Origin of the sequence: Kaistella chaponensis (assembly GCF_900156725.1) — a bacterium.
In the GTDB taxonomy this organism is placed as follows: Bacteria; Bacteroidota; Bacteroidia; order Flavobacteriales; family Weeksellaceae; genus Kaistella; species Kaistella chaponensis.
In genome coordinates this window covers 96,583-120,576 of sequence record NZ_FTOI01000010.1, presented here as the reverse complement: position 1 = coordinate 120,576, position 23,994 = coordinate 96,583, and the positions used below count along the sequence as shown (strand labels likewise).

24 protein-coding genes and 1 pseudogene are annotated in these 23,994 nt (G+C 35.8%); 15 read left to right on the top strand and 10 right to left on the bottom strand.

What is annotated here, in order from left to right:
• The first annotated feature begins 31 nt into the window (after window positions 1-31).
• The 3 genes from BW932_RS11030 to pheS all read left to right on the top strand — a co-directional run bounded on the left by BW932_RS11030 (window position 32) and on the right by pheS (window position 2,628).
• The gene (locus BW932_RS11030; protein ID WP_076387559.1) at window positions 32-865 is read left to right on the top strand and encodes a CPBP family intramembrane glutamic endopeptidase; all 834 of its coding nucleotides are present in this window, start codon (window positions 32-34) and stop codon (window positions 863-865) included.
• Window positions 866-912: 47 nt separating this feature from the next.
• Window positions 913-1,485 (top strand): RdgB/HAM1 family non-canonical purine NTP pyrophosphatase, encoded by a 573-nt coding sequence (gene rdgB / locus BW932_RS11025; RefSeq protein ID WP_076387558.1) that lies wholly within the window; start codon window positions 913-915, stop codon window positions 1,483-1,485.
• Window positions 1,486-1,617: 132 nt separating this feature from the next.
• A complete protein-coding gene (pheS, locus tag BW932_RS11020; RefSeq protein ID WP_076387557.1) occupies window positions 1,618-2,628 on the top strand; it encodes a phenylalanine--tRNA ligase subunit alpha in 1,011 nt (336 codons plus the stop codon).
• 72 nt (window positions 2,629-2,700) lie between these two features.
• Here the strand turns inward: pheS and BW932_RS11015 are convergent, their stop codons facing one another.
• The 3 genes from BW932_RS11015 to BW932_RS11010 all read right to left on the bottom strand — a co-directional run bounded on the left by BW932_RS11015 (window position 2,701) and on the right by BW932_RS11010 (window position 6,000).
• Window positions 2,701-4,428 carry a DUF5916 domain-containing protein gene (locus BW932_RS11015; protein ID WP_262493364.1) on the bottom strand — a complete coding sequence of 576 codons (1,728 nt, stop codon included), beginning with the start codon at window positions 4,426-4,428 and terminating at the stop codon, window positions 2,701-2,703.
• Window positions 4,429-4,476: 48 nt separating this feature from the next.
• Entirely contained in the window at window positions 4,477-5,127 is a 651-nt protein-coding gene (locus BW932_RS14405) for a carbohydrate binding family 9 domain-containing protein (RefSeq protein ID WP_245820717.1), read from the bottom strand.
• A 111-nt stretch (window positions 5,128-5,238) separates the two neighbouring features.
• The gene (locus tag BW932_RS11010; RefSeq protein ID WP_076387575.1) at window positions 5,239-6,000 is read right to left on the bottom strand and encodes a DUF3108 domain-containing protein; all 762 of its coding nucleotides are present in this window, start codon (window positions 5,998-6,000) and stop codon (window positions 5,239-5,241) included.
• Between the two features lie 144 nt (window positions 6,001-6,144).
• Here BW932_RS11010 and BW932_RS11005 point away from each other — a divergent pair, with 144 nt between their 5' ends.
• Window positions 6,145-7,197 carry an NAD(P)/FAD-dependent oxidoreductase gene (locus BW932_RS11005; protein WP_076387556.1) on the top strand — a complete coding sequence of 351 codons (1,053 nt, stop codon included), beginning with the start codon at window positions 6,145-6,147 and terminating at the stop codon, window positions 7,195-7,197.
• A gap of 32 nt (window positions 7,198-7,229) precedes the next feature.
• Window positions 7,230-7,562 carry a 2Fe-2S iron-sulfur cluster-binding protein gene (locus tag BW932_RS11000; RefSeq protein ID WP_076387555.1) on the top strand — a complete coding sequence of 111 codons (333 nt, stop codon included), beginning with the start codon at window positions 7,230-7,232 and terminating at the stop codon, window positions 7,560-7,562.
• A gap of 105 nt (window positions 7,563-7,667) precedes the next feature.
• Here BW932_RS11000 and BW932_RS10995 read toward each other — a convergent pair.
• Window positions 7,668-8,216 (bottom strand): annotated as a pseudogene (locus tag BW932_RS10995) (DUF4256 domain-containing protein).
• 144 nt (window positions 8,217-8,360) lie between these two features.
• Here BW932_RS10995 and BW932_RS10990 point away from each other — a divergent pair.
• On the top strand, window positions 8,361-9,380 hold the full coding sequence (locus BW932_RS10990; protein WP_076387554.1) for an SDR family NAD(P)-dependent oxidoreductase: 1,020 nt from the start codon (window positions 8,361-8,363) through the stop codon (window positions 9,378-9,380).
• A gap of 93 nt (window positions 9,381-9,473) precedes the next feature.
• Here the strand turns inward: BW932_RS10990 and BW932_RS10985 are convergent, their stop codons facing one another.
• Both BW932_RS10985 and BW932_RS10980 read right to left on the bottom strand, forming a co-directional pair.
• Entirely contained in the window at window positions 9,474-10,916 is a 1,443-nt protein-coding gene (locus BW932_RS10985) for an aminoacyl-histidine dipeptidase (RefSeq protein WP_076387553.1), read from the bottom strand.
• A gap of 178 nt (window positions 10,917-11,094) precedes the next feature.
• Window positions 11,095-11,700, bottom strand: a complete 606-nt coding sequence (locus BW932_RS10980; RefSeq protein WP_076387552.1) for an LURP-one-related/scramblase family protein — start codon at window positions 11,698-11,700, stop codon at window positions 11,095-11,097.
• A gap of 156 nt (window positions 11,701-11,856) precedes the next feature.
• Between BW932_RS10980 and recR the strand changes: the two genes are divergently transcribed.
• From recR to BW932_RS10955, 5 genes are read left to right on the top strand one after another with little or no spacing between them, the layout of a single operon-like run.
• Entirely contained in the window at window positions 11,857-12,468 is a 612-nt protein-coding gene (gene recR / locus BW932_RS10975; protein WP_076387551.1) for a recombination mediator RecR, read from the top strand.
• Window positions 12,469-12,525: 57 nt separating this feature from the next.
• Window positions 12,526-13,311: a glycosyltransferase family 2 protein gene (locus tag BW932_RS10970; RefSeq protein ID WP_076387550.1), complete on the top strand. Its 786-nt coding sequence runs from the start codon at window positions 12,526-12,528 to the stop codon at window positions 13,309-13,311.
• Window positions 13,308-13,868, top strand: coding sequence for an acyltransferase (locus tag BW932_RS10965; protein ID WP_076387549.1), 561 nt, complete (start codon window positions 13,308-13,310; stop codon window positions 13,866-13,868). The genes BW932_RS10970 and BW932_RS10965 overlap by 4 nt, the downstream gene beginning before the upstream one ends.
• Window positions 13,865-15,001: an SDR family NAD(P)-dependent oxidoreductase gene (locus tag BW932_RS10960; protein ID WP_076387574.1), complete on the top strand. Its 1,137-nt coding sequence runs from the start codon at window positions 13,865-13,867 to the stop codon at window positions 14,999-15,001. Before BW932_RS10965 ends, BW932_RS10960 begins: the two co-directional genes overlap by 4 nt.
• Window positions 14,998-16,032, top strand: a complete 1,035-nt coding sequence (locus BW932_RS10955; protein ID WP_076387548.1) for a CgeB family protein — start codon at window positions 14,998-15,000, stop codon at window positions 16,030-16,032. Before BW932_RS10960 ends, BW932_RS10955 begins: the two co-directional genes overlap by 4 nt.
• A 63-nt stretch (window positions 16,033-16,095) precedes the next feature.
• Here the strand turns inward: BW932_RS10955 and secG are convergent, their stop codons facing one another.
• Window positions 16,096-16,449 (bottom strand): preprotein translocase subunit SecG, encoded by a 354-nt coding sequence (gene secG, locus BW932_RS10950; RefSeq protein WP_076387547.1) that lies wholly within the window; start codon window positions 16,447-16,449, stop codon window positions 16,096-16,098.
• A gap of 191 nt (window positions 16,450-16,640) precedes the next feature.
• Here secG and BW932_RS10945 point away from each other — a divergent pair, with 191 nt between their 5' ends.
• Entirely contained in the window at window positions 16,641-18,485 is a 1,845-nt protein-coding gene (locus BW932_RS10945) for a PAS domain-containing sensor histidine kinase (protein ID WP_076387546.1), read from the top strand.
• 16 nt (window positions 18,486-18,501) lie between these two features.
• Complete coding sequence (locus BW932_RS10940) at window positions 18,502-18,867, top strand: response regulator (protein ID WP_076387545.1); 366 nt, start codon at window positions 18,502-18,504, stop codon at window positions 18,865-18,867.
• A 48-nt stretch (window positions 18,868-18,915) separates the two neighbouring features.
• On the opposite strand, the gene BW932_RS10935 is transcribed toward BW932_RS10940, so the two are convergent.
• A complete protein-coding gene (locus tag BW932_RS10935) occupies window positions 18,916-19,176 on the bottom strand; it encodes a hypothetical protein (protein ID WP_076387544.1) in 261 nt (86 codons plus the stop codon).
• Between the two features lie 164 nt (window positions 19,177-19,340).
• Between BW932_RS10935 and BW932_RS10930 the strand changes: the two genes are divergently transcribed.
• Window positions 19,341-21,668, top strand: coding sequence for an ATP-dependent helicase (locus tag BW932_RS10930; protein ID WP_076387543.1), 2,328 nt, complete (start codon window positions 19,341-19,343; stop codon window positions 21,666-21,668).
• A gap of 49 nt (window positions 21,669-21,717) precedes the next feature.
• Here BW932_RS10930 and BW932_RS10925 read toward each other — a convergent pair whose 3' ends face one another.
• A complete protein-coding gene (locus tag BW932_RS10925) occupies window positions 21,718-21,903 on the bottom strand; it encodes a hypothetical protein (RefSeq protein ID WP_076387542.1) in 186 nt (61 codons plus the stop codon).
• A gap of 124 nt (window positions 21,904-22,027) precedes the next feature.
• On the opposite strand from BW932_RS10925, the gene BW932_RS10920 reads away from it, so the two are divergent.
• Window positions 22,028-22,846, top strand: a complete 819-nt coding sequence (locus tag BW932_RS10920; protein ID WP_159436433.1) for a sensor histidine kinase — start codon at window positions 22,028-22,030, stop codon at window positions 22,844-22,846.
• Between the two features lie 51 nt (window positions 22,847-22,897).
• On the opposite strand, the gene BW932_RS10915 is transcribed toward BW932_RS10920, so the two are convergent.
• Complete coding sequence (locus BW932_RS10915; protein WP_076387540.1) at window positions 22,898-23,980, bottom strand: serine hydrolase domain-containing protein; 1,083 nt, start codon at window positions 23,978-23,980, stop codon at window positions 22,898-22,900.
• Window positions 23,981-23,994 lie beyond the last annotated feature (14 nt).

Below are 23,994 nucleotides of genomic sequence, written 5' to 3'. Positions count from 1 at the left end.
AAAAAAATTACCTTTGCTGAAACGGAAATAAATGGAAAAAAATGATCTCAAAAATAATTATATATTCAATTGGCAAGGAACTTTAGCCTTAATTGGCGGTATGATTGTAGGCAGTTCGATCGTCGCAATCGCGAATGTAATTTCTATTTTTGCCTTGAAAGAAAATCTGCAATACCAAGATTTTTATTTATTAATTGCCAATGCCGCCGGATTTTTGGGAGCCATCTTCGCTTTTGATTATTTTATTGCAAGACCACAAACAGGTAGAAAACTGAACTTTAATTTCTCGCCTACTAATTTTGTTACTTATCTTTTAATTTTCCCAATGATGTTTGGAATGATGTTGATCGGGGAATTTGTTACCGCTCAAATCCCGATAAGTGGTCCCTTTTTCGGGGAATATTATCAATATTTTTCAAAAATGATGGAGCAGATGACTTCCGATAAAGGAACATTGATTTTTTTAGCTGTCATTATGGCGCCCATCTTTGAGGAAATCGTTTTCCGTGGAATTATTCAGAAAGGATTAATCAACAAAGGCGTAAAACCCTGGAAAGCGATTGCAATTGCAGCACTCGTTTTTGGAGTGGTTCATGGGAATCCGTGGCAATTTGTAGGTGCGGTTTTGCTCGGTTCTGTTCTAGGATTGGTTTATTACAAAACTAAATCATTGCTTTTATCCATTCTTTTGCATGCTTTCAATAATTTGGTTTCTTCCATTCTTGTTTTTTATGGACAAACGGAGAGTTTTGCAGATACTTTCAAAGTTTCAGAATGGCTCATTTTAGGAGTGGGAATTGTTTTATTCAGCGTATTCTACTATCTTTTTATGAAGAAATACCGCGTTCATTATTCCGAAAATTAATCATTTCTAAAAATTACTCATTAATTATCACGCATCATTCATTACTCATGACCAAAGAAATCCTCATCGCAACGCACAATCAGCATAAAAAGGAAGAAATTCAACAAATTTTAGGAGACCAATTCAAGGTCACTTCTTTAACAGATTATCATATTCACGATGAAATTGTAGAAGACGGATTAACTTTTCACGACAATGCGCTCATTAAAGCAAAATACTGTTTTGAGCATACCGGAAAAGCAAGTCTTGGCGACGATTCTGGTTTGGTTGTAGAAGCTTTAGACGGAAGACCAGGAATTTATTCTGCGCGATATGCAGGAAATCATGATTTTGCAAAAAACATGGCAAAAGTCTTGGAGGAATTGAAGGGTAATGAAAATCGCAAAGCCTATTTTATTACCGTAATGTGTTTGGTTGACGAAACTGGAGTGAACTATTTTGAAGGCCGAGTTTATGGTAATTTGACCAAAGAAATTCGGGGCGAAAAAGGATTTGGTTATGATCCTATTTTTATTCCAGACCACTATGACATTACTTTTGCAGAAATGAAAGCGGAGGAAAAAAACAAAATCAGCCATCGAAAAAAAGCTATCGAGCAGTTTTTAGATTTCATAAGATAGTTTTTAAAGTAAAATCACAAAAAAATTGCACGTATTTGGTGTTATCTGTACTTGATATCCAATCTTTGTGAGATGGCAGTTCATCGTTTTCGTTGAAAAATCGTATTTTTGTACCCAATTATATTTAAAGAAATGTTAGAAAAAATTGAGGAATTATTGGTTGAAGTAAGTAATTTCAGTACGGTAAGTAAAGATGAAATTGAGCAATTCCGCATTAAATTTAGTGGTAAAAAAGGGTTGATTAATGATATTTTGGCGCAGTTCAAAGAAGTTCCCAACGAACAGAAAAAAGAATTCGGGCAGAAAATTAATACCCTAAAACAAGCTGTTGAAACCAAATTGGAAGATTTGAAATCTGCGACAAGTTCTACCTTGATTCTCGAAAAAGAAGATTTGACCAGACCGGGATTTCCCTCGGAATTAGGATCACGCCATCCGATCAATTTGGTGAAAAACAGAATTATTGAGATCTTTAAATCTATTGGTTTTGCCATTGCAGACGGACCGGAAATTGAAGACGATTGGCATAATTTTACCGCGCTTAATTTGCCGGAATATCATCCAGCGCGCGATATGCAGGATACTTTTTTCATCGAAACCAATCCTGATCTTTTGCTCAGAACGCATACTTCTTCGGTTCAGATTCGATATATGGAGGAAAACCAACCGCCGATCAGGATTTTATCTCCGGGAAGGGTTTTCAGAAATGAAGCAATTTCTTCGCGTTCACACTGTATTTTCCATCAAATAGAAGGTTTGTATATCGACGAAAATGTAAGTTTTGCCGATCTTAAACAAACGATTCAGTTTTTCACTACCGAACTTTTCGGAAAATCGAAAATCAGATTAAGACCTTCCTATTTTCCGTTCACCGAACCAAGTGCGGAAGTTGATGTTTATTGGGGTTTGAATTCTGAAACAGATTACAGAATTACCAAAGGAACAGGTTGGCTTGAAATTATGGGTTGCGGAATGGTGGATCCTGCGGTTTTGAAAAATGTAAATATTGATGCCGATAAATATTCTGGTTACGCTTTTGGAATGGGAATCGAACGAATCGCCATGTTGATGTATCAGATGAGCGACATTCGTATGTTTTTTGAAAATGACAAGAGAATGTTGGAGCAGTTTAAATCGCTTTAAATCAATATTTTAAATAAAAAAAACTTCCAATATTTTTTGGAAGTTTTTTTTATAATCATTTTCAGGACTCGTTTACGATCCTTTTTTAAACCAGTGTTTCGCTCGATTATAATCTATAAAATACGTTACTTTCAAAGAAAGGTTATTGACCATCGGTTCATCGAAAAGGGTTTCGAAATTATTTGTTACCGTCATTCTGGAAGTATCAAGATAATTTTGAATGGCATTTCTATAAAGCAATGTTAACTGACTTCCAGGAGCAAACCACCATGAATAGCGCAAATCTACATTCCAAGAATTGAACGTTCCGTTTGTATTTTTCGTGAAATTGGTATCGGGATTAATGCTTCCATCGGTATTTAAGGAATAAAACTGCTTGTACGTAACATCTGAAAAATAATGACGGAACGCTAATGATAGTGCCATTTTATTATTTAAGGTATATTTTCCAGAAATGCTGTTTTCGTAGGTGTTTCGTTGTCTTCTTCCCATGTAAATATTGTTGCTGTCTTTTCCTGCAAAACCGATTTCATTATTGCTGAAAACAGGATTGAACTGCCAAACTAAATTGAGTTGATCTGTAGCTCTATAGCGAAGGTATAAAGAGGTACTTACTTTATTTCTGGCCTTTGAATCGTAAGCATAATAATCGAAATTGACGTTGAACTGTAATTTTTTTCGACTGTCGCTTTCGAACCAAATCCAGCTATCGAAATATCCGGGAACTTTTAAATGGCGTGTGAACGTTCGTGGTTCATAAATGTCGTTTTCACCAAAAGGGGTAAATTCAATTCCGCCACCGAAACTTTCGAAGTTTTTATTCGTAAACTGATTATTATGATTGAACCTAAAATTTGAATACAGAAAGTTATCTAAGCGATGGTCGTAATTCAAATTGAAATTAAGGAAAATATTGTTGAATTTTTTGGTGGGTTTTAAAGCTCTATAACCGTACCATCCTCTATAACTTGCATAATTGGTGGAAGTTGAAAATCCTAAATCGTTGATGTCCCAATCTTTATTCACGTAATTGGCAAGGAGTTCAAAGCGGTTTTGACCGGAAAATTTTCCAACTCCTACGGTTCCTCTGCTTCCAAATTTGGTTCCGTCATCCATCACCCAACTTCCTTTTATATTTCCGTAGTAGCTGTAGGTATTTGCTTTGTTGCTGATGTTCCATAAAAGTCCGGTTGCATTAGCATCGCGAAAATCTCCGGTTCTCGTAGTATTTGTATTGACCAATGTAACTGATGAATTTTCATGAAAACGTTGATCAAAAACCAAAACATTATAATTGGTCCACGGTTCTACGACTTCTTTTCTGGTCGCTCCGGAATTATTATCGGTGATGGTAGCTTCCATTTTTTCAGTGACTCCATTAAAAATCCCGATTCCCAATCCTTTTTTGGTGCGACCCGAAATTTTAAAAGCATTGAATAGTTTTACTTTCGAGGGATATTCGGACACGGTTTCGTTTTCGGACACATTTGGATAGCGTGAAGGATTGCCGCCAACTCTTCGGGAATAAAAGAGATCACCTTTGCTGAATAATTCTGTACCTTCTGTAAAGAACGATCGCTGCTCAGAAAATTGCTGTTCGAAAGGCGTTAAATTTAAGATGGTATTATCAAAAGAAGCTTGACCAAAATCGGGAATCAACGTAACATCTAAGGTAAAAGCGTCGTTAATTCCGTATTTTAAATCCATTCCACCATTAAAATTACCTGTGGTTTTTCCTGCGAAATTATTCACATAAGTAGAAATATATGGCATAAAGGAGAGGCGGAGTGGTGGTTTTATATTTTCTATTCCTTGGATTATTCCATCGTAAAGATTGTAGTTTCCTTTTTAGTTGTTCACAAGATTCCAATCATACATTACTTTGGTTCGTTGAATTCTTCGCACGATATTGAATCCCCAATCCTGAACTTTGTTTTTTGGAAAGCGCAATTCGGAGTACGGAATTTTAATTTCGGCAAACCATCCTTTTTCATTGATTTTTGCGGCGCTATACCAAACTCCGTTCCAGGAAGAATCTTCACCATTATCGTTGGTTATTTTCGCGTCATATTGTACACCAGTCGGCATCACCAGAAATTCTAAACTTTGCTGTTTGTCATTATATCCATTTAAAACAACACCAAATATATCATCATTACCTACGTTATCTCGCTCTACCATTTCTTTTGCGATTTTTTCGGGATGTGGATCATACATTTGTGCACCAAAGTAAACTCCCGTATCATCGTAGAGGATTTTTACTTCGGTTCGTAAAGAATCCGGAACCGGAACTCCATTTTCAGGACTTCTCTGAATGAAATTAGTGGCAATCGGTGCCTTGCTCCACGCTTCTTCATCGAAAATTCCATCGATTTTTATGGTGTTATTTGTTTTTACTGCAACGATCTTTTTTCTCGGAATGCTATCATTTTCTGCTTTTTGCGAAAATAAATGGAGGAAAAAAAATAGAAGAACTGTGGACAGTAATCGAGGTTTCATGAAGTTTTTTGTTTTATTATGTATAAGACAACTATTTTATATAATTTGTTACATCGCACAAAAAAAAATCGACCAAAGCCGATTTTATATTTTTGAAGGTGAAAATTTTATTTAAAATCTCAACGGATATTTTACATTTTTGTAGGACTCTAAACTTGCTTTCAAAGAACCAACGGCAAGTTCTGCTTTTACAGCAATTGGGATCAGGTTTTTATCATTGCTCACCCAAAGTGTTACACCTTCTTTATCTTTAAAAACACGACCACTAATCACTTGGGGAACGATTTTTAAACAATTGATTGTTCCAAATTTGGTATTTACATTTTCTGTTCCTACCACTTTGAGCTGGAAAGGAAATAATTCATCATCAATCCAAACTTTTAGTTTTTTTACATTTCCCACTTTTAAATCGGTAGAATCTAAACTTCTTAAATAATAAAAAGCAGAAAGCATGTCTTGAACATCTTTTACAGATTTTACAACTTTCGACGTATTTTTTTCTTTATCACTTAAGATCAAAGTATTATTGTCATGATTAAATGCAGTTTCAAGATGCTGCGTGTATGAACCTTCTTGCACATTTCGCACATAAAAACTTGGCAATCCAGTATTGTAATTAATGAAACTTTCGTAATTATCTTCTACCTTAAAAAACGCACGAACTGCGCCGGATGTTCTTCCGTATCCTTTAACATAAAAATGGGGTTTTCCTTGGTAAGTGGTTTTCAAGGTTGTTAAAGTTGCGGTTCCAGCATTCAGAAATCCGTAATGAATTCGGTAATTCAAGACTTCCCCAGATTGTATATTATCCAGTTTTTGAGCATGACCCCAACTAAAAAATAAGATGATGAATAAGCTAAAAATATTTTTCATGGCTTTCCTTTTACAAAAATTTTGCCACAAATATAAAACATAGATTTTAGAAGCATCTAAAATGATATTTGTCACTATTATGCAATCCGCTGTTCTTTTATTTTTCTTAAATTTGTGCAACTAATTTTGTAAATAAATCATCGAATGATTACAACCGATATATTGATCATAGGAGCGGGACCAACAGGACTTTTTGCAGTTTTTGAAGCCGGTTTACTTAAAATGAAATGCCACTTAATTGATGCTCTTCCGCAAATTGGTGGACAGTTGACCGAATTGTATCCGAAAAAACCTATTTTCGATATTCCGGGATTTCCATCGATAAACGCCGGAGAATTGGTGAATAATTTGATGGAGCAGATCAAGCAGTTTCAACCTGGATTTACTTTAGGTGAAACCGCTCAAACGCTAACCAAACTGGAGGACGGAACTTTCGAAGTAATCACAAATAAAGGAACAGTGCATCGTGCAAAAGCAGTCGCAATTGCAGGTGGATTGGGAACTTTTGAACCTCGAAAGCCTACCATTGAAAATATTGGCGACTATGAAGAAAAAGGCGTAGAATATTTTATTAAAGAACCGGAACATTTCAGAAATAAAAGAGTAGTAATTGCCGGTGGTGGCGATTCTGCCTTAGATTGGAGTATTTTTCTTGCAGAAATTGCGAGTGAAGTAACCTTAATTCATCGGAGAAATGAGTTTCGTGGCGCTTTAGATTCTGTGGAAAAAGTGCAGGCTTTAAAAGATCTGGGAAAAATTAAAATGATGACGCCCGCTGAAGTAACAGGAATTAAAGGAGATGGAAAGTTATCTGCCATTACGATTGAAAAAGATGGCGAAACATTTGATCTGGAAACCGATTATTTTATTCCCCTTTTCGGACTTACTCCGAAATTAGGCGACTTGGCAAATTGGGGACTCGAAATTCAAAAAAATGCGATCGTAGTGAACAACGCGTTGGATTATCAAACCAATATTCCGGGACTTTATGCAATTGGCGATATCAATACCTATCCGGGAAAACTTAAACTTATTTTATGTGGCTTTCATGAAGCAACTTTGATGTGTCAAAGTGTTTATAATCGATTGAATCCTGGTAAGAAATTTGTCTTAAAATATACCACTGTAAGTGGAGTAGATGGTTTCGACGGCAGCAGAAAAGAAGCAGAAAAAGCAGTCGTTAAAAAAATTGATTAAAGAATGTAGAGCCACGAGCAAAAAATAAAAAAATGCAGGATATTAATTTAAAAATCACCGACAGAAACGGAGCAATTCATGAAGTTCTTGCACCAACAGACATGTCGATGAACTTAATGGAAGTCATTCGTTCCTATGAACTCGCAGATGAAGGTACGATTGGAGTTTGCGGTGGAATGGCGATGTGTGCTTCTTGTCAGGTTTATGTGATCGCAGGTTCGGAAAAATTGCCAGAAATGGGTGATGAAGAAGACGCGATGCTTTCTGAAGCGTTTCATGTAAAGGATAATTCCCGTTTAGGTTGTCAGATTCATATTACGGAAGATATTGAAGGTTTGGAAGTGATCATTGCGCCTTATCCATAAATGATTGATTCTCCTAAAAACGGTAGAAAATTCACAAAAAACTTTGTATAAAAAATAGTAATCCCGAAATTAGTTCCGGGATTTTTTTTTAATGTCGTTAAAACATTAAACCCTTAAAACTCCGCGAAAACCTCTCGAAGCATAATACGATTCGGCACCATTGTGATAAACGAAAACAGTATCATAACGAAAATCTGCAAAAACACCACCGCCTAATTTTCTGATATTTTCCTCAGTTTTCAACCAACTTGAAGTTTTCGTATCAAAATTTCCGAGCGTTTGTAAATATCGGTATTCTTCTTCCATTAAAATTTCTATTCCCATTGATTGAGCGGCTTGAACCGCATTATTCTTAGGTTTATTCTCTTTTCTTTTATCGAGTGCCGCTTGATCATAGCAAAAACTACGGCGACCTTTGGGACTTTCCGCTGCGCAGTCATAGAAAAGATATTAACCAGAGTTTTCATCAAATCCAACCACATCAGGTTCACCGCCACTTTCTTCCATTTGTCGTACTGATTCTAATTTCTTCTTATTTTCCTTTAATTTTTTTTGAATTTCTTCCCATTTCAACCCTTCATGTCGGTGCATATAGGTTTTGAAACGTTCTTTTAAGAGGTGAAGAAGATTGTCGTAATTATCTTTTGAATCCATTTTTCTAATTTTATTTTATTCAAAATTTGATGCGCTAAAATTAAAGTTTTTTATTACAGCAGGTTGATGTGAAGTACAAAATCTTACTCAAAAAGATAATTGCATAATAATTGATACTACTTGCTAGAATAAAAAATAAGTAAAATGAATACGATACAGCAACAAGAAAAAACTTTCAGAGTACTCACCGGAAAAACAGTAGTCATCACCGGCGGAACAAGTGGCGTCGGAAGAGCAGCTGCCGCAGCTTTTGCTTTAGAAGGTTGCAATGTAGTAATCGGCGCAAGAGGACAAAAAGGGCTTGATGAAACCGTTTCTCTTTGCCACGATTTAGGTGCAGTAGCATTGGGTGTTTCTACTGATGTTTCCAATATGGAAGAAGTGAAAAATCTCGCGGAACTTGCCTTACAATTTAATGGAAGAATTGATATTTGGGTGAATAATGCGGGTGTAATGGCCAGTGGAAAATTTGAAGATATTCCCGTAGAAACTTTAGATCAGGTTGTAAAAACAAATCTTTTAGGATTTCTCCATGGTTCGTATGCAGTTCTTCCCATTTTTAAAAGACAAAAAGAAGGTGTTCTAATCAATAATGTTTCGATCGGTGGTTGGATGCCTGCTCCGTATTCTACCGTGTATTCGAGTACAAAATTTGGAATTAGAGGAATGGTTGAAGGTTTACAGGGCGAAGTTTCCGATGAACCCAATATTCATATTGTAGGGTTGTATCCTGGAATTCAGCGTTCTACAGGAAATATGCATTCTGCAAAATATTCAGGGCTCGATTTTAAAATTCCGCCTTTCTCCTCAGATCCGCAAGAATTAGCAGCGCAAATGGTTGAAGCCGCAAAAAATCCGAAAAAAAGCATCATTACTGATGGTTATGCGCGCGTTATGAAAGTATTGTACGGTTTGTTCCCAAGAACGATTATCAACACCGCTTCTGCTGCAATGAGATTAGCAATGAAACCAAATGGTGAAACCGATACCGATGGAAACGTGAAATATCCTTCTGAATCTCCAATGAGAATATATGGTGAATTAGCAATTCCTGTTCCTTCGAAAAAAACCCAAACAGTAATGATGATGGTTTTAGGAGTTGGACTCGGATTTTTATGCACCGCTTCATCAAAGAAAAAAAGTAAAAAGAAAATTGATAAATAAGCGTTTTCGATCGCTAATAATTTTCTCCATTCATCATAAAAAAATATCCAAAAAACAAATTTGCTTTTTGGATATTTATTTTCTAATTAAAGATTACTTCGCCGGAATATTCGCCAGAATTTCTTTCAAAAATCCCCAGAATTTCTGAACAGAAGGAATATTCGCCTTTTCATCCGGAGAATGAGCGCCTCGAATAGTAGGACCAAAACTTACCATTTCCATCTCGGGGTAATTGGCACCAATGATTCCGCATTCCAAGCCAGCGTGGCAAGCAACAACCATAGGTTTTTCCCCGAAATCTTTTTCGTAGATTTTCTCCATTAATTGCACGATTTCCGAACCTGGTTTCGGTTTCCAACCTGGATAAGATCCGCTAAATTCAACTTTCAATCCTGCCAATTCAAAAGCAGATTTTAGCTGTTCTGCAACCGCATTTTTTGTAGAATCTACGGAAGATCGCGCGAGATTCATTAAGGTTAATTCACCGTTTTGTAATAAAACGCGTGCGATATTGTTTGAGGTTTCAACCAGATCTGCAACATCGGGTGACATTCTGTAAACACCATTATGAGCAGCTTTTAATGCTAAAATTATTTTTTTGGAATCTTCAGTAGAAATCGCCATTTCCGGTGTGCTGAAAGTTTCAATATTAATATGTAAATCCTTTTCAACACTCGCAAATTCTTCCAAAATTGAAGCTTTCAAACTGTTGGCTGCCTCGATAAATTCAACCGAATTCCGAACAGATAAAATAGCATTTCCTTCTCGCGGAATCGCATTTCTTAAACCACCGCCATCAATTGAGATCAGCTGAATATTTTGGTTTTCAATCCCGTGGTAGAGAAGTCTGCCGAGAATTACGTTCGCATTTCCGAAACCTTTGTGAATATCCATTCCAGAATGACCACCTTGTAAACCTTTTACTGTAATTTTTACTGTTTGTCCTTTAGCACTTTCTACATTATAGGTTTGAGAAGCGGTTACATCAATTCCTCCTGCACAACCGATATCGATTTCGTCATCTTCTTCGGTGTCAAGATTCAATAAAATTTTTCCGTGAAGTTGCCCAGGTTTTAAACCCAATGCACCGGTCATTCCGGTTTCTTCATCGATGGTGAAAAGTGCTTCTAGAGCCGGATGTGCAATGTCATTGCTTTCTAAAACACTCATAATCGAAGCCACGCCAATTCCGTTGTCTGCTCCCAAAGTGGTTCCCTTGGCTTTTACCCAATCGCCGTCAACTTCCATTTGAATTCCCTGCGTTTCGAAATCGAATTCAATATCGCTGTTTTTCTGACAAACCATATCGAGGTGAGATTGCAAAACAACCGCTTTTCGGTCTTCCATTCCCTTGGTTGCTGGTTTTTTGATGATGACATTTCCAACTTCGTCAACGGCGGTTTCTAAACCGAGATTTTCGCCAAATTTTTTGATAAATTCAATTACTTTTTCTTCCTTTTTTGAAGGTCTTGGAACTGAATTTAATGCGGAGAAATTCTTCCAAATCAATTGAGGTTTCAATTGTGATAATTCCATTTTTTGATATATTTATTTCAAATTTACAAATAAAAAAACGCTCTCGAAAAATTCTTGAGCGCTAATTCATTTTTTTATTGGATTGTTCTCCTTATTTATTTCGGGGCAAATTGTATTCACCATTTATAATTTAGGTAATAAACATTCAATATCCTTTTTTGATTGTCGATAAATGCTATTAACCTCTTGCTCTTTCCAAAAGTACCATCATTAAAAAACTCAAAACAATCAAGGATTCGTCTTCATCGGCAAGGTCGTACAATCGGTCGAGTTGAAACCTTCTACCAATTAAAGAAGGCATTTTCTTTAATCTGAAAATTTCCTTTCCAGAATTGTCAACAACGGTGTAGGATGGATTCAGGAAATAACCTGTAAACATTCCCACTAGTGGGATTTCGCTCACAAAACCGTCCAGAACTTTGGTCCACGCATTGTCTTCATTGATTTGATATTTTGGTTGGTCGTTTTCATCTAAAATATTGTATTGTGATTTCCACAATGAGCGCATTCCTTTTCTGGCAAGTCTGCCAAAATTTTTCTCCTGTACCAAATCGGTGATGGAATAAGAGGCATTAAAATCGATCCATTGATTGGCTTTAATCCGAAATAATTCCTGCGATTTGCTTTCATCATTGAAAACAATGACGTCATCTTTCAGTTTGAATATTTTTTGTCTCACATAGGCTACATAATTTCCGTTTTTGTCGGTAATATTAAAGTCACTGGAGAATGTTGTGATTTTAAATTTAAAATCAAGCGGATAATTGAGGTTTTTTAAAATCATGTTTTTACTTTTTTCAAAGATATTATTTTGAAAGAAGCTCGGCAAGGAAATTTATTCTATTAATTTTGATCGAATTCCCACAAAGTAATTTCGATGAAACTTTACTCATCCAGCAAAAAATTTTGAATATTACTTCTCGAACTCTATCTTTGCTTAATGGATTACCCGAGTAAAGTTTTAGGCAAAGCAGTAGAAGAAATTTCTGGTCTTCCCGGGATTGGCAAGAAGTCAGCATTGCGACTCGCTTTGCATCTCTTGAAGCAGCCCCAAAGTCAGGCAATTGCTTTGGGTGATTCTTTGAAAAAACTCGTCACCGATATTAAATATTGCAAAGAATGTTACAATTTTTCAGATTCTGAAATTTGCGAAATCTGTGCAAATCCCAAAAGGAATGATGAAATTTTGTGCGTCGTAGAAGATGTTCGCGACGTGATGGCCATCGAAAATACAGAAAAATTTCGTGGCAAATATTTGGTTTTAGGAGGTAAAATATCACCCATGGAAGGAATTGGTCCGAACCAGTTGAATATTTCTTCCATTGAGAAAAAATTGGAAAATAAAGAAATAAAAGAACTGATTTTTGCGCTCAGTGCGACTATGGAAGGTGATACAACTGCTTATTATATTTATCGGAAATTCAAAAATTTTGAAGTTAATTTCTCCACCATCGCACGTGGTATTTCGGTTGGTGATGAATTAGAATATGCCGATGAAATTTCTCTCGGACGCTCTATTCAGAACAGATTACCTTATAACGAAAAAGATTAATTGCAAAACGAATTTCCTATTTTAGCAATTGGTTAAAAATATAAAGATTTAAAACACGTGATTTCTGTAATAATTCCAGTTTATAATGCCGAAAAGAGCATTGAGAAATCTTTAATTTCCATCAAAAATCAAACTTGGGAAGGTGTTTTTGAAATTATTTTGGTGAACGATGGTTCTTCAGATCGCAGCAAAACGATTATAGAAAATTATCAGCAAAATCATCAAGATCAAAATATTATTTTAATTAATCAAGAAAACAGCGGAGTCTCCAAAGCGAGAAATGCGGCAATGAAAATAGCGCAAGGTGATTATATTGCGCTTCTGGATTCCGATGATGAATGGCTTCCGGAAAAAACGGAAAAGCAAATGAAATTTTTAGAAAATCAAAATATCGATTTTATCACTTCTCTTTGGAATAACGAAAACATAACCTTTCCTTACAAACTGCACCCACCAAATAAACTGGTCAAAATCACTTTAAAAAAATTATTGTTTAAAATTACAGGGCAAACATCAACGGCGATTTTTAAAAGGAAAATATTTGAAAATACAGGTTTCTTTGATGAAAATCAGAATTATTCCGAAGATGCAAATTACTGGATGAGAATTTCTGAAAAAAATCAAATGTACCTTTTGCCAGAGAAGTTGGTTATTGCAGGAAACGGTAAAAAATCTTTTGGTTTTTCTGGTCTTTCTGCCAATTTAAAAGAAATGGAAAAAGGAATTCAGAAAAATATTTGGGAAATGTATCAAACTAAAAGGATTAACTTCCCAGAATATCTTTTTTATTTTGTAATTTCAAAACTCAAATTTGCAATACGGCCATTAAGAGCAAAATTATGATCGAAAAAATATTTTGGGGATTGAGAGCACTTTTATATGCGCCATTTTTTGGAAAATTTGGAATGCCTTCTTATTTAGGAAAACCCGTTTTTCTGAAGGGAATTCGCAATGTATTCATTGGCAATAAAGTTCGAATTCTACCAAATCTGCGGATGGAAACACAAGATGGAGGAACAATTCATATTCAAGATGACGTTATAATTTCACAAAATGTACATCTTACTTCGGCAGGAAACTTAATTATCGGAAAAAGTTCTCTCATTTTAGCCAACGTTTTTATTACCAATATTGATCACGGTTATAGTGAAATTGGGGTTCATGTGGTTAAACAAAAAATTACGGTTAAAGAGACCCGAATTGGGGAAAACTGTTTTATCGGAATGGGAGCTGCAATCATGGCAGGAACTATTTTAGGAAAGCAATGTGTCGTTGGTGCAAATTCTGTAGTCCGCGGAAATTTTCCCGATTATTGCGTCATCGTCGGGTCTCCCGCAAAAATTGTAAAAAAATATAATCCCGAAACGCACGTTTGGGAAAAAATAAAAGAGCGAAATTGAAAAATATATTAATCACAGGAGGCGCCGGTTTTATCGGAAGCAATTTAGCTTTGAAGCTTGTTGATAAGGGATATTCTGTGACCGTTCTCGATAATCTTTCGGAACAAATTCATGGCAAAAATCCAGAGAATCATTCGTCTTTATTTTTGAGCATCAAAAGTAAAGTCCATTTTATTAAAGGCGACATTACAAATAGAAATGAGGTCGAAAAAGCGATTGAAGGTCAAGATGCGATCATTCATCTAGCAGCAGAAACCGGAACCGGACAATCCATGTACGAAATAGAAAAGTACAACCATGTGAATGTTTACGGTACTTCTTTGCTTTTAGATATTTTGGTCAATAAAAAAAATTCCGTAAAAAAATTGGTATTGGCTTCTTCCCGTGCAGTGTATGGCGAAGGGAAATATGAAAATATCCTGTCAGAAATTGCTTATCCAAAAGAGCGGAATGTTGAATTAATGCAGAAGGGAACTTTTGAAATGACCGATGAAAAAGGAGCGTTTCTAAAACCACTTCCGACCGATGAAAATTCACAACTTCATCCCACTTCTTTTTACGGCATCACAAAACTGCAACAAGAAGAAGTGGTAAAACACGTCTGCAAATCCATTCCTCTTGATTTTGTAATATTGCGTTATCAGAATGTTTACGGAGTGGGACAATCGCTTTTGAATCCCTATACTGGAATATTGTCTATTTTCTCCACTCAAATTGTAAGTGAAAAAAATATTAATGTTTTCGAAGATGGTTTGCCGAGTAGAGATTTCATCAATATTGAAGATACCGTTGAAGCCACGATCAGATCCTTGGAATTGGATACTGCAAATAACAAAATTATCAATGTCGGGACGGGAATTGCGACTTCGGTTTTGTCTGTTGCTGAGCTTTTGAAGAAAAAATATGGAAAGGATACTCAAATCAATGTTTCCGGAGATTTTCGAATAGGAGATATTCGCCATAACTTTGCTGATCTTTCAAACATGAAAAAATATTTGCAATTTGAACCGAAAATTAGTTTAAATCAGGGAATAGAAGCGTTTGCGAAGTGGGTTTTACAACAACCGATTCAGGAAAATAATTTTGACGAATCTCTTGAGGAATTGAAGCAAAAAGGTTTTTTGAAATCATGAATTTAGTCGGTAAAAAAATACTATTCTTATCTGCCAATTTTTTTGGTTACGAAAAAGCGATCACCCAAAAGCTTTTGGAATTGGGAGCCGAAGTAGATTTTTACAACGAAAGACCGTCGGATTCTATTTTTACGAAAGGAATTATCCGTGTTAGAAGAAAGTTTTACCAAAAAAAAATCAACCGTTATTACCGGAAAATATCCGAGGAAATAATTGATAAAAAATACGATTTTCTTCTACTTATCAAAGGCGAAACAATTCCGTTCTTTTTTTTGGAGGATTTTAGGGAAAGAAATCCAAGCGCTAAAATGATTTTTTATTCCTACGATAGCGTTCAAGAATATCCGAGATTTCTTCAATTGTATCTCTATTTTGATTTAAATTTCACTTTTGAACCTGCAGATGCGCTGCAATATAAGCTCTACTTTCGACCACTATTTTTTTTAAATGAGTACGCTGATTCCTCTGATCATTTAGATCGAAGAAAATATGAGGTAGTTTTCATTGGAAGTGCTCATACAGACCGGTATTTGATCGGTCAGAAGATTCGTGAATTGTGCGATCAATTAAAACTGAAATCCTATTTTTATTATTATGCACCGAGCAAACTTACTTTTTTTTTAAAGAAAATTTTCGATAAAAATCTGCAGGAATTTGATCATAAGAAACTGAGTTTTCAAAAATTGAGTCACGCGGAAATCGCCGAGATATACAAAAATTCTTTTGCAGTCTTAGATATCAATAAACCTTTTCAGAAGGGGATTAGTATGAGGACTTTTGAAGCTTTGGCAGCCGGAAAAAAAATATTGACCACCAATTCAGATATTCAGAATTATCCTTTCTATAGTTCAGAAAACATTCATATTTTAGACCGCAATAATCTTTTTATTAATGAAGCGTTTTTTCAGACTCCTTTTCAAAACATAGATGCAGATATTCTTGAAAAAATGTCTCTAGATAGTTTCATTTCTTGTTTGTTTGTTAAACATCAAGAAGATTATTGGAATATTGCCGAAAAAAAGTTCATTTAAAGACATAAAAAAACGGCTTAGAAAATTTCCAAACCGTTTATAATTTTTATTTTTAAAATCCTCTTAGTTTCCTGCTGGAAGTGGAGCTTTAATAGGAGCTGTAGTTGTACTGTTAGTTCCAGGAGCGGTTTGCGGAGCCGGAGCTTCTTTTTTCGCTGGAGCTTGTTGCAAGCGTGAACTAGGTTTTGCAGTCAAAATTACACTTAATAAAATGAGAACAATGATACTTGCACCTAAAATCCAGGTCGCTTTCTCCATAAAATCATTCGTTCTTTGCACACCAAACTGCGCCGAAGAAGTTCCACCAAAAGTTCCTGAAAGACCACCTCCTTTTGGGTTTTGTGCCATTACAATAATGATGAGTAAGATACTCGCAATCATGATAAGGATCATGAATAAGGTAAATATTGTGTCCATTTTTTATTTCAAAGTTTTCGAAGTGCAAATATAATCATTATTTTTAAATATTTATAACTTATGTGAGCATCGACGAAGAATATTTGAATAATATTCTAAATCTTTTCTTTAAATTTATTAATATTTTATTTGAGTGGGTGAGGGATAAATTTTATGTGCTATTTAACATAATTTTTTTTAAATTCGTGCTTATGAAAAAATTTTTGGAGACCAACATAAGTTTGGAACTGCTTACTTCACTTTTTAGTCAGGCACCGGTCGGACTTGCAATTTTAATGGGAGAAACCCACATCATCGCCAATGCAAATACGCAGGTCTTGGAATATTGGGGAAAAGGTGATCATGTTATAGGAATGCCTGTTTTAGAGGCTTTGCCAGAGATTGCAGATCAAGAATTTCCCGCGTTTTTAAAAGAAGTTTTTGAAACCGGAAAAACCATTAAAGGAAATAAAGTGAAAGCTTTGTTAGAAAAAGATGGGGTCTTGATAACCTACTATTTTGATTTTATTTATGCTGCCGTTCGCGCAGATCAGGAAATTGTGGGAGTTTCGGTAGTTGCAATTAATGTTACAGACCAAGTTTTGAGCGAGCAGAAATTGCAGGAAAATGAGCTGCGTTTTAAGGGTCTTACAGAAATTTCAGATTATTCAACCGCTATTTATAGAGGAGAAGATTTGGTTATCGAGTTTGCAAATGATCAAATGCTCAAATCTTGGGGGAAATCCAGATCAGTTATTGGTCAAACATTAGAAAAAGCAATCCCCGAATTACAAGGACAACCTTTTATTCAGATCCTTCAAGATATTTTTCGAACCGGAGAACCTTATTTCGCAAAAGAAGACAAAGTAGATTTAGTTGTAGATGGGGAACTCCAAACTTTTTACTATAGTTTTTCTTACCGACCTATTCGCGACGTGAATGGGGAGATTTATGCAATTTTAAATGTAGCAGTGAATGTTACAGAATTGGTTAATGAGCGCTTAAAAGCACAAAATAGCGCAAAGGAATACCGCGCTCTTGCAGAAGCAATGCCACAAATTGTTTGGACGACAGATAAAGATAATCAGATACAATACTTCAACGAAAATATGTTGAAATTTTTGAATGTTGCTAAAAATGATATTACCAATTTCGATTTTTCTAAAATTATTCATCCCGATGATTTTGCCACTTTAAAAAGAGTGTGGAATAAATCAGCCTTAGATAAAGTGTTTTTTGAATTAGAATTTAGATTTTACGATGCCGTAAATGATAGATACATGTGGTTTCTCAACAGAGCAACTCCTGTTTTGGATGATGATGGGAACATTAAACAATGGATTGGAACAAGCACCAATATTGATGAATTTAAAACTTTGGCGGCACAAAAAGATACGTTTCTCGGAATTGCAAGTCATGAATTGAAGACACCACTCACTTCGCTTAAATTATACGCGCAGGTTTTAGAACGAATGTTGCGTAAAACCGGCGATGAAAAAAATGCAAAATTTGCAAAAAAAATGGATGTGCAAATCATCAAACTAACATCATTGATTGGTGATTTATTGGATGTGACGAAAATTAATGCGGGAAAAATTTATTTGAATGAAGTTTCTTTTGATTTTGAAAAATTAGTCCTAGAAACTGTTGAAGAACAACAAATGTCCACTGTTTTTGAAATTGAAATCCACTCGCAAAAAGTAGGTATGGTTTTTGCAGATAGGGATCGTGTAAGTCAGGTTATTACCAATTTTATTTCTAATGCAATCAAGTATTCACCGAATACAGACAAGATTATTGTAAGAGTTGAAAGGGTTGAAGAGAATGTTCAGTTTTCAGTTCAAGATTTCGGAATTGGAATGCCTGAAGACAAAAAAGATAAGGTATTTGAACAATATTATCGCGTAAGTGGCGATGAACAGACCACTTTTCCTGGATTAGGTTTGGGATTATTTATTTCTTCCCAAATTGTAGAAAGATCGCACGGAAAAATATGGGTAAACAGTATTTTGGGAAAAGGATCTACCTTTTGTTTCACCTTACCTGCTGTTGAATAATAAAAAGTAAAAAAAAATGAATTCAAAGAAAATAGTCATCGTTGATGATGATGTTGCAATTCTAGATTCTTTAGGAACAATGCTGGATTTTGAAGGTTTTGAAGTGAATACCTTCATGCGTGGTTCAGAAATTTTCCGGTTAATCGAAACAGAAAACAAACCGAATCTTATTCTTCTAGATATGTGGTTGTGTGGAGAAGATGGAAGAGATATCTGCAAACAATTAAAATCAAACGAACGCACGAAAAATATTCCCGTAATCATCATGTCTGCAAGTCGTGGATTAGAAAATACAGCTTTGCAATCTGGAGCCAATGCTTTTATTGCAAAACCCTTTGAAATCGATGATGTGGTGAATAAACTGCATCAACTCATCGCCTAAAAACAAAAAAGACAAGCTCCTCAGTTTGTCTTTTTTTTTCTTAAAATTTTAAATGCGTTTCACCTCAAAATTAAAACCGTTTGAGAAATGGAGTTGGAAATTAGAATCCAACCTGAATTTTAATTTCTTCGTTATTTCGGTGAGTTGATCAATATCGTTGAAGGAATTATTTTCCATTTCGGTTGCGATTTTAGAATTTTCATTGGTTTTAATTCCATTTTCATCCAACCTTAAACAATTTAAGCCGAATTGCGAGTGAAGAATTTCTAAAAATTTTAGATCTTCTATGGTGAGTATATTTTCAGACATGGTTTCTTGATTTTTTTGTAATTGTTGAGATATTTACAAGAATTGTGCCTTCTTTTTTCGGTTCTCTTATTAATTTTCTTTAATGATGACTATTCTTCAATACTTATTTTGCTCGCCTTTTCTTTAAATTTTTCCGTAAATTTGAGCCTCAATTAAAGATACGAATGGATTACTTAAAAGGATTAAATGAAGCACAGTTTGAAGCCGTAACTACATTAGAAGGACCACTCATGGTTCTTGCAGGAGCAGGTTCCGGAAAAACGCGCGTTCTCACCATGCGCATCGCACATTTAATCACCAATCTTGTTGATCCTTTCAATATTTTAGCACTTACTTTTACCAATAAAGCTGCAAAAGAAATGAAAGTTCGGATTGCAAAAGTAGTAGGTGACAGTGAAGCCAGAAGTCTTTGGATGGGGACTTTTCACTCAGTTTTTGCAAGAATCTTAAGAAGCGAAGCGCATTATTTGGGATTTCCGTCCAATTTTACAATTTATGATTCTCAGGATTCTTTAAATGTCATCAGAAAAGTATTGAAGGAACTCAATATTGATGCTGATTTGTACAAGCCTAAAAAAGTTCAGGCAAGAATTTCGAATTATAAAAATAATCTGATCACCGTAAAAGCATACTTCAATAATCCCGAATTAATCGAAGCGGATGAACGAGCAAACATGAAGCAAATCGGTGTAATCTACCAGAAATATGTGGAGGTTTGTTTCCGAAACGGTGCAATGGATTTCGATGATTTACTCTTAAAAACCAACGAATTATTAACGCGTTTTCCCGAAGTTTTGGCGAAATATCAGGATCGGTTCCGCTATATTTTGGTAGATGAGTACCAAGATACAAACCATTCCCAGTATTTAATTGTAAAAGCTTTGGCGTCCAAATTTGAAAACATCTGTGTTGTAGGTGATGATGCCCAATCGATTTACTCTTTTCGGGGTGCGAATATTTTGAATATTCTCAACTTTAAAAAAGATTATGCCGACGCTAAAACGGTTTCCCTGGAACAGAATTACCGATCCACGCAGAATATTGTGAATGCGTCAAATGTGGTGATTTCTAAAAACGTACAGCAGTTTAAGAAAAATGTTTTTAGTGAAAATGAAGAAGGCGAAAAAATAAAAGTCTATCGATCTCTTTCTGATGCCGATGAAGCAAATTTCGTCGCCTCCAATATTTGGGAAATGCACAATTCTGCACAGCGGAAATTCACCGATTTTGCCATTTTATACCGAACCAATTCGCAAACCAGAGCCTTTGAGGATGCATTAAGAAGAAAAAATATTCCTTATCGGGTTTTCGGCGGATTGTCTTTTTATCAAAGGAAAGAAGTAAAAGATCTCATTGCATATCTTCGGCTTTTGGTGAATGAGAATGATAGCGAAGCTTTAACGAGAATTATCAATTATCCCGCACGTGGAATTGGTGAAACGACTCAAAATAAACTCATCGTTTTTGCAGATTCTCAAAATATTCCCGTTACTCAGGTTTTAGATAATCTTGGATTTTATGCGCCAAGAATGAGTTTAAACAACGGAATCATTACCAAACTTTCTGATTTTTGGGGCATGATCAAAGCATTTCAGGTGATGCTGAAAACCGAAAACGTGTACAGCGTCACGATGGAAGTTGCCAAGAGAAGTGGTCTCATCAAGTTTCTGAAAGATGACCAAACACCGGAAGGTATTTCGCGCCTGGAAAATGTGCAGGAATTGATGAATTCCATGCAGGGATTTTTGGAAGAACAAATTCAGTTGGAAGATGGCGACGCCTCTCTTTCTAATTTTTTAGAAAATATTGCGCTTTCTGCAGATACACAAACCGACAAAAATGAAGACGGCGACCAAGTTTCATTAATGACGATTCACCTTTCAAAAGGTTTGGAATTTCCGATCGTACATTTGGTGGGTTTAGAAGAAAATTTGTTTCCAAGTTTTATGAGTTCGTCAACCAGAGAAGAAGTAGAGGAGGAACGGCGGTTGTTTTACGTGGCTTTAACGAGAGCCGAAAAACAGGCATTTTTCACCTATGCCATTCAAAGATTTCAGTGGGGGAAAATTACAGATGCGGAACCTTCGAGATTTTTAAGTGAAGTCGATGCGCAGTATTTAGAATTTATAAATCCCGCGATCGAAAGCAGATTTGTCAACCATTCTGGGATCACTTCTAACATTTTTGATGATCTACCGAGCGAACCGAGATTCTATAAAAAGAAAGAAGAAAAGAAAACCATTCAGCGAAATGAGCCATTGGAGGTTCCACAAAATTTAAAACCCGTCGCAACAGCAAGAATTATTAATCCAAGTGGAAATTCTTCCCAAGATATTGAAGTGGGCGACAAAGTTCGTCATGACCGTTTCGGGGTGGGAGAAGTAATTTTTCTGGATGGAACAGATGCGCAGAACATCAAAGCGAAAGTGAAATTTCAACATGAAGGCGAAAAGAATTTGATTCTGAAATTCGCGAAACTGACGAAGATTTAATTCTGTCTCCTTACAGAAAGAGTATTCTTCTTCATTTTATTAGACATTTTTATGGTTTAGAACCGCAAATTTCCGGTCTTAAACCCCCGTCGTTGCGGTTTGGAACCCTGCCATCACGGTTCGGAACCACAAATTCCCGGTCTTGAACCCCGTCGTTGCGGTTTGGAACCCCGACATCACGGTTCGGAACCGCAAATTTCCGGTTCTGAACCCCGTCATTACGGTTTGGAACCACAAATTTCTGGTCTTTAACCCCAAATTTTAGGTTCAGAAGGTCATAGAAGATGAAGCCGAATAATGAGTTGATAAAAAAAAAGAGCCTTTGCAGACTCCTTTTAGTTATTAGTTTGTACCCCAATGTGGATTATTTATTCGATCCTGTCGTTATTGCAGAAGAATTTTTTTGGGTCTCATCAATAGGCGGCAGTTTTACCGCAGACATTTTATCAATTTCAGTCTTCCGAAAGAAGATCAACATCATATTGCATCATTTAAATGCGGAATTAGAAAATGCGAACAAAACAAAAATGCGTTTTTTCGGAATTTTAAACCACGATCTTCGAAGTCCAGTGGTGGGTTTGATCCATTTTTTAAAACTCAAAAAAGAAGCACCAGAACTTCTAGACGAGGAAACAAAAAACCGCCTGGAAAATCAAACTTTTAAGTCTGCAGAAAATCTTTTGGTTCAGATGGAAGATCTTTTATTGTGGAGCAAAGGTCAAATGGATCACTTTCAACCCGAGAAAAAATTGATTTTCGTAGATGAGGTTTTTGAGGACATTAAAGAAAATTTTGGATGGGAAGATCGCGTTCACATTTCATTTGAAAATCCAGATAATCTGCAAATCTTTACCGATAAAGAATATCTAAAAACGCTGACGAGAAATCTCACCAATAACGCGCTGAAAATTTTAGAAAAAATAGAAAATCCGACCATCATCTGGAAAGCGGTCGCTCAAAAAAAATTCGTAGAACTGTCTATAACTGATAATGGAAAAGGCGCTGCTCCTGAAAAATTCCGGGCTTTGTTTGATGAAAATGTTTCAATCGGAATTAAAAGCGGCTTAGGAATGCATCTTATTCGAGATCTTTCAAAAGCCATCAATCCAGAAATCATCGTGAATTCAAAAGAAAATACCGGAACATGTATTTCAATACTCATCGAAAAACCTTCCTGATTTCTTATTTATGGAGAGGTGAATCTGACAATGATAAGGTGAACAATTTTCTTAGTTGATCACCGCATTTATTTTTTGCCATAAAACATCGTCAAAATCTGAAAGCGCAGCATTTGCGTTATCTGCGGCATTTCCCATTCTAATGACTACCAATTTTTTACTGGGAACAACATATATTTTCTGGTCATTTTTTCCTAATGCACAATACATATCTTTCGGCGCACTCGGAATAAGTGAACCCGGAAATTCAAACTGAGATTGTGGGAGATGATAACTGGTTTTGCCATTCAACCACCATAAATAGCCGTAAGAATTATTGATGGTTTGCGAACTATTGGTTGCTTCTTGAAAAAAAGTTGGATTAATAATTGTTGCACCGTCCCAATTTCCATTGTTCAAAGCCAATAATCCAAAACGCGCCATACTTCTTGTGGTACTCCAATAAACCACATTATTGTCTGCGAGAATCCAAGATCCGCTCATTCCAATTTTATTTTTTAATCGGGTGCTGAAATAGTCGTCCCAAGTTTTTCCAGTCGCTTGCGAAACCACATCTTGTAATTTCACAAAAACATTGTGATACGCCCATCTTTTTCCTGCATCGGCTTTATATTTTAGGTTTGCTGGTGAAACATCATCACCCAAAGTATCGTCTAAACCTGAAGTCATGGTTAAAAGATTTTTGCAGGTAATGAGATTTTCTTTTGCTAAAGGTGCGCTCGTCCAACCATTTCCGATATAAGTAGAAACTTTATTGTTGATGTTGATATAACCTTCTTGTGCTGCAATTCCTGTAACAGTAGAGGTGAGTGTTTTTCCTGCACTTGCCCAATACCACGGAGAAGTAGCGGTATGTCCGTCGAAATAATTTTCCATCACGATTTTTCCATTTTGCAAAATCATGAAACTTTTGGTATTTTTCAGCTGAAGATAATCCAATAAATCCTGAACTTTTCCAGCATTCCAATTCAAACTTGAGATGGATTTTGTTTGCCAATCATTTCCGGAGAGCGGAGGGAAGTACATAGCTTCCGTTACCGGATTGTTGTCATCAACTGGTGAAGAATTGCGGTCTGTCTTACAAGCAGCGGTAAAAGCAAGCAATAATAGCAAGGATGTTATTTTCAGTTTCATAGAATGGAGTTTTG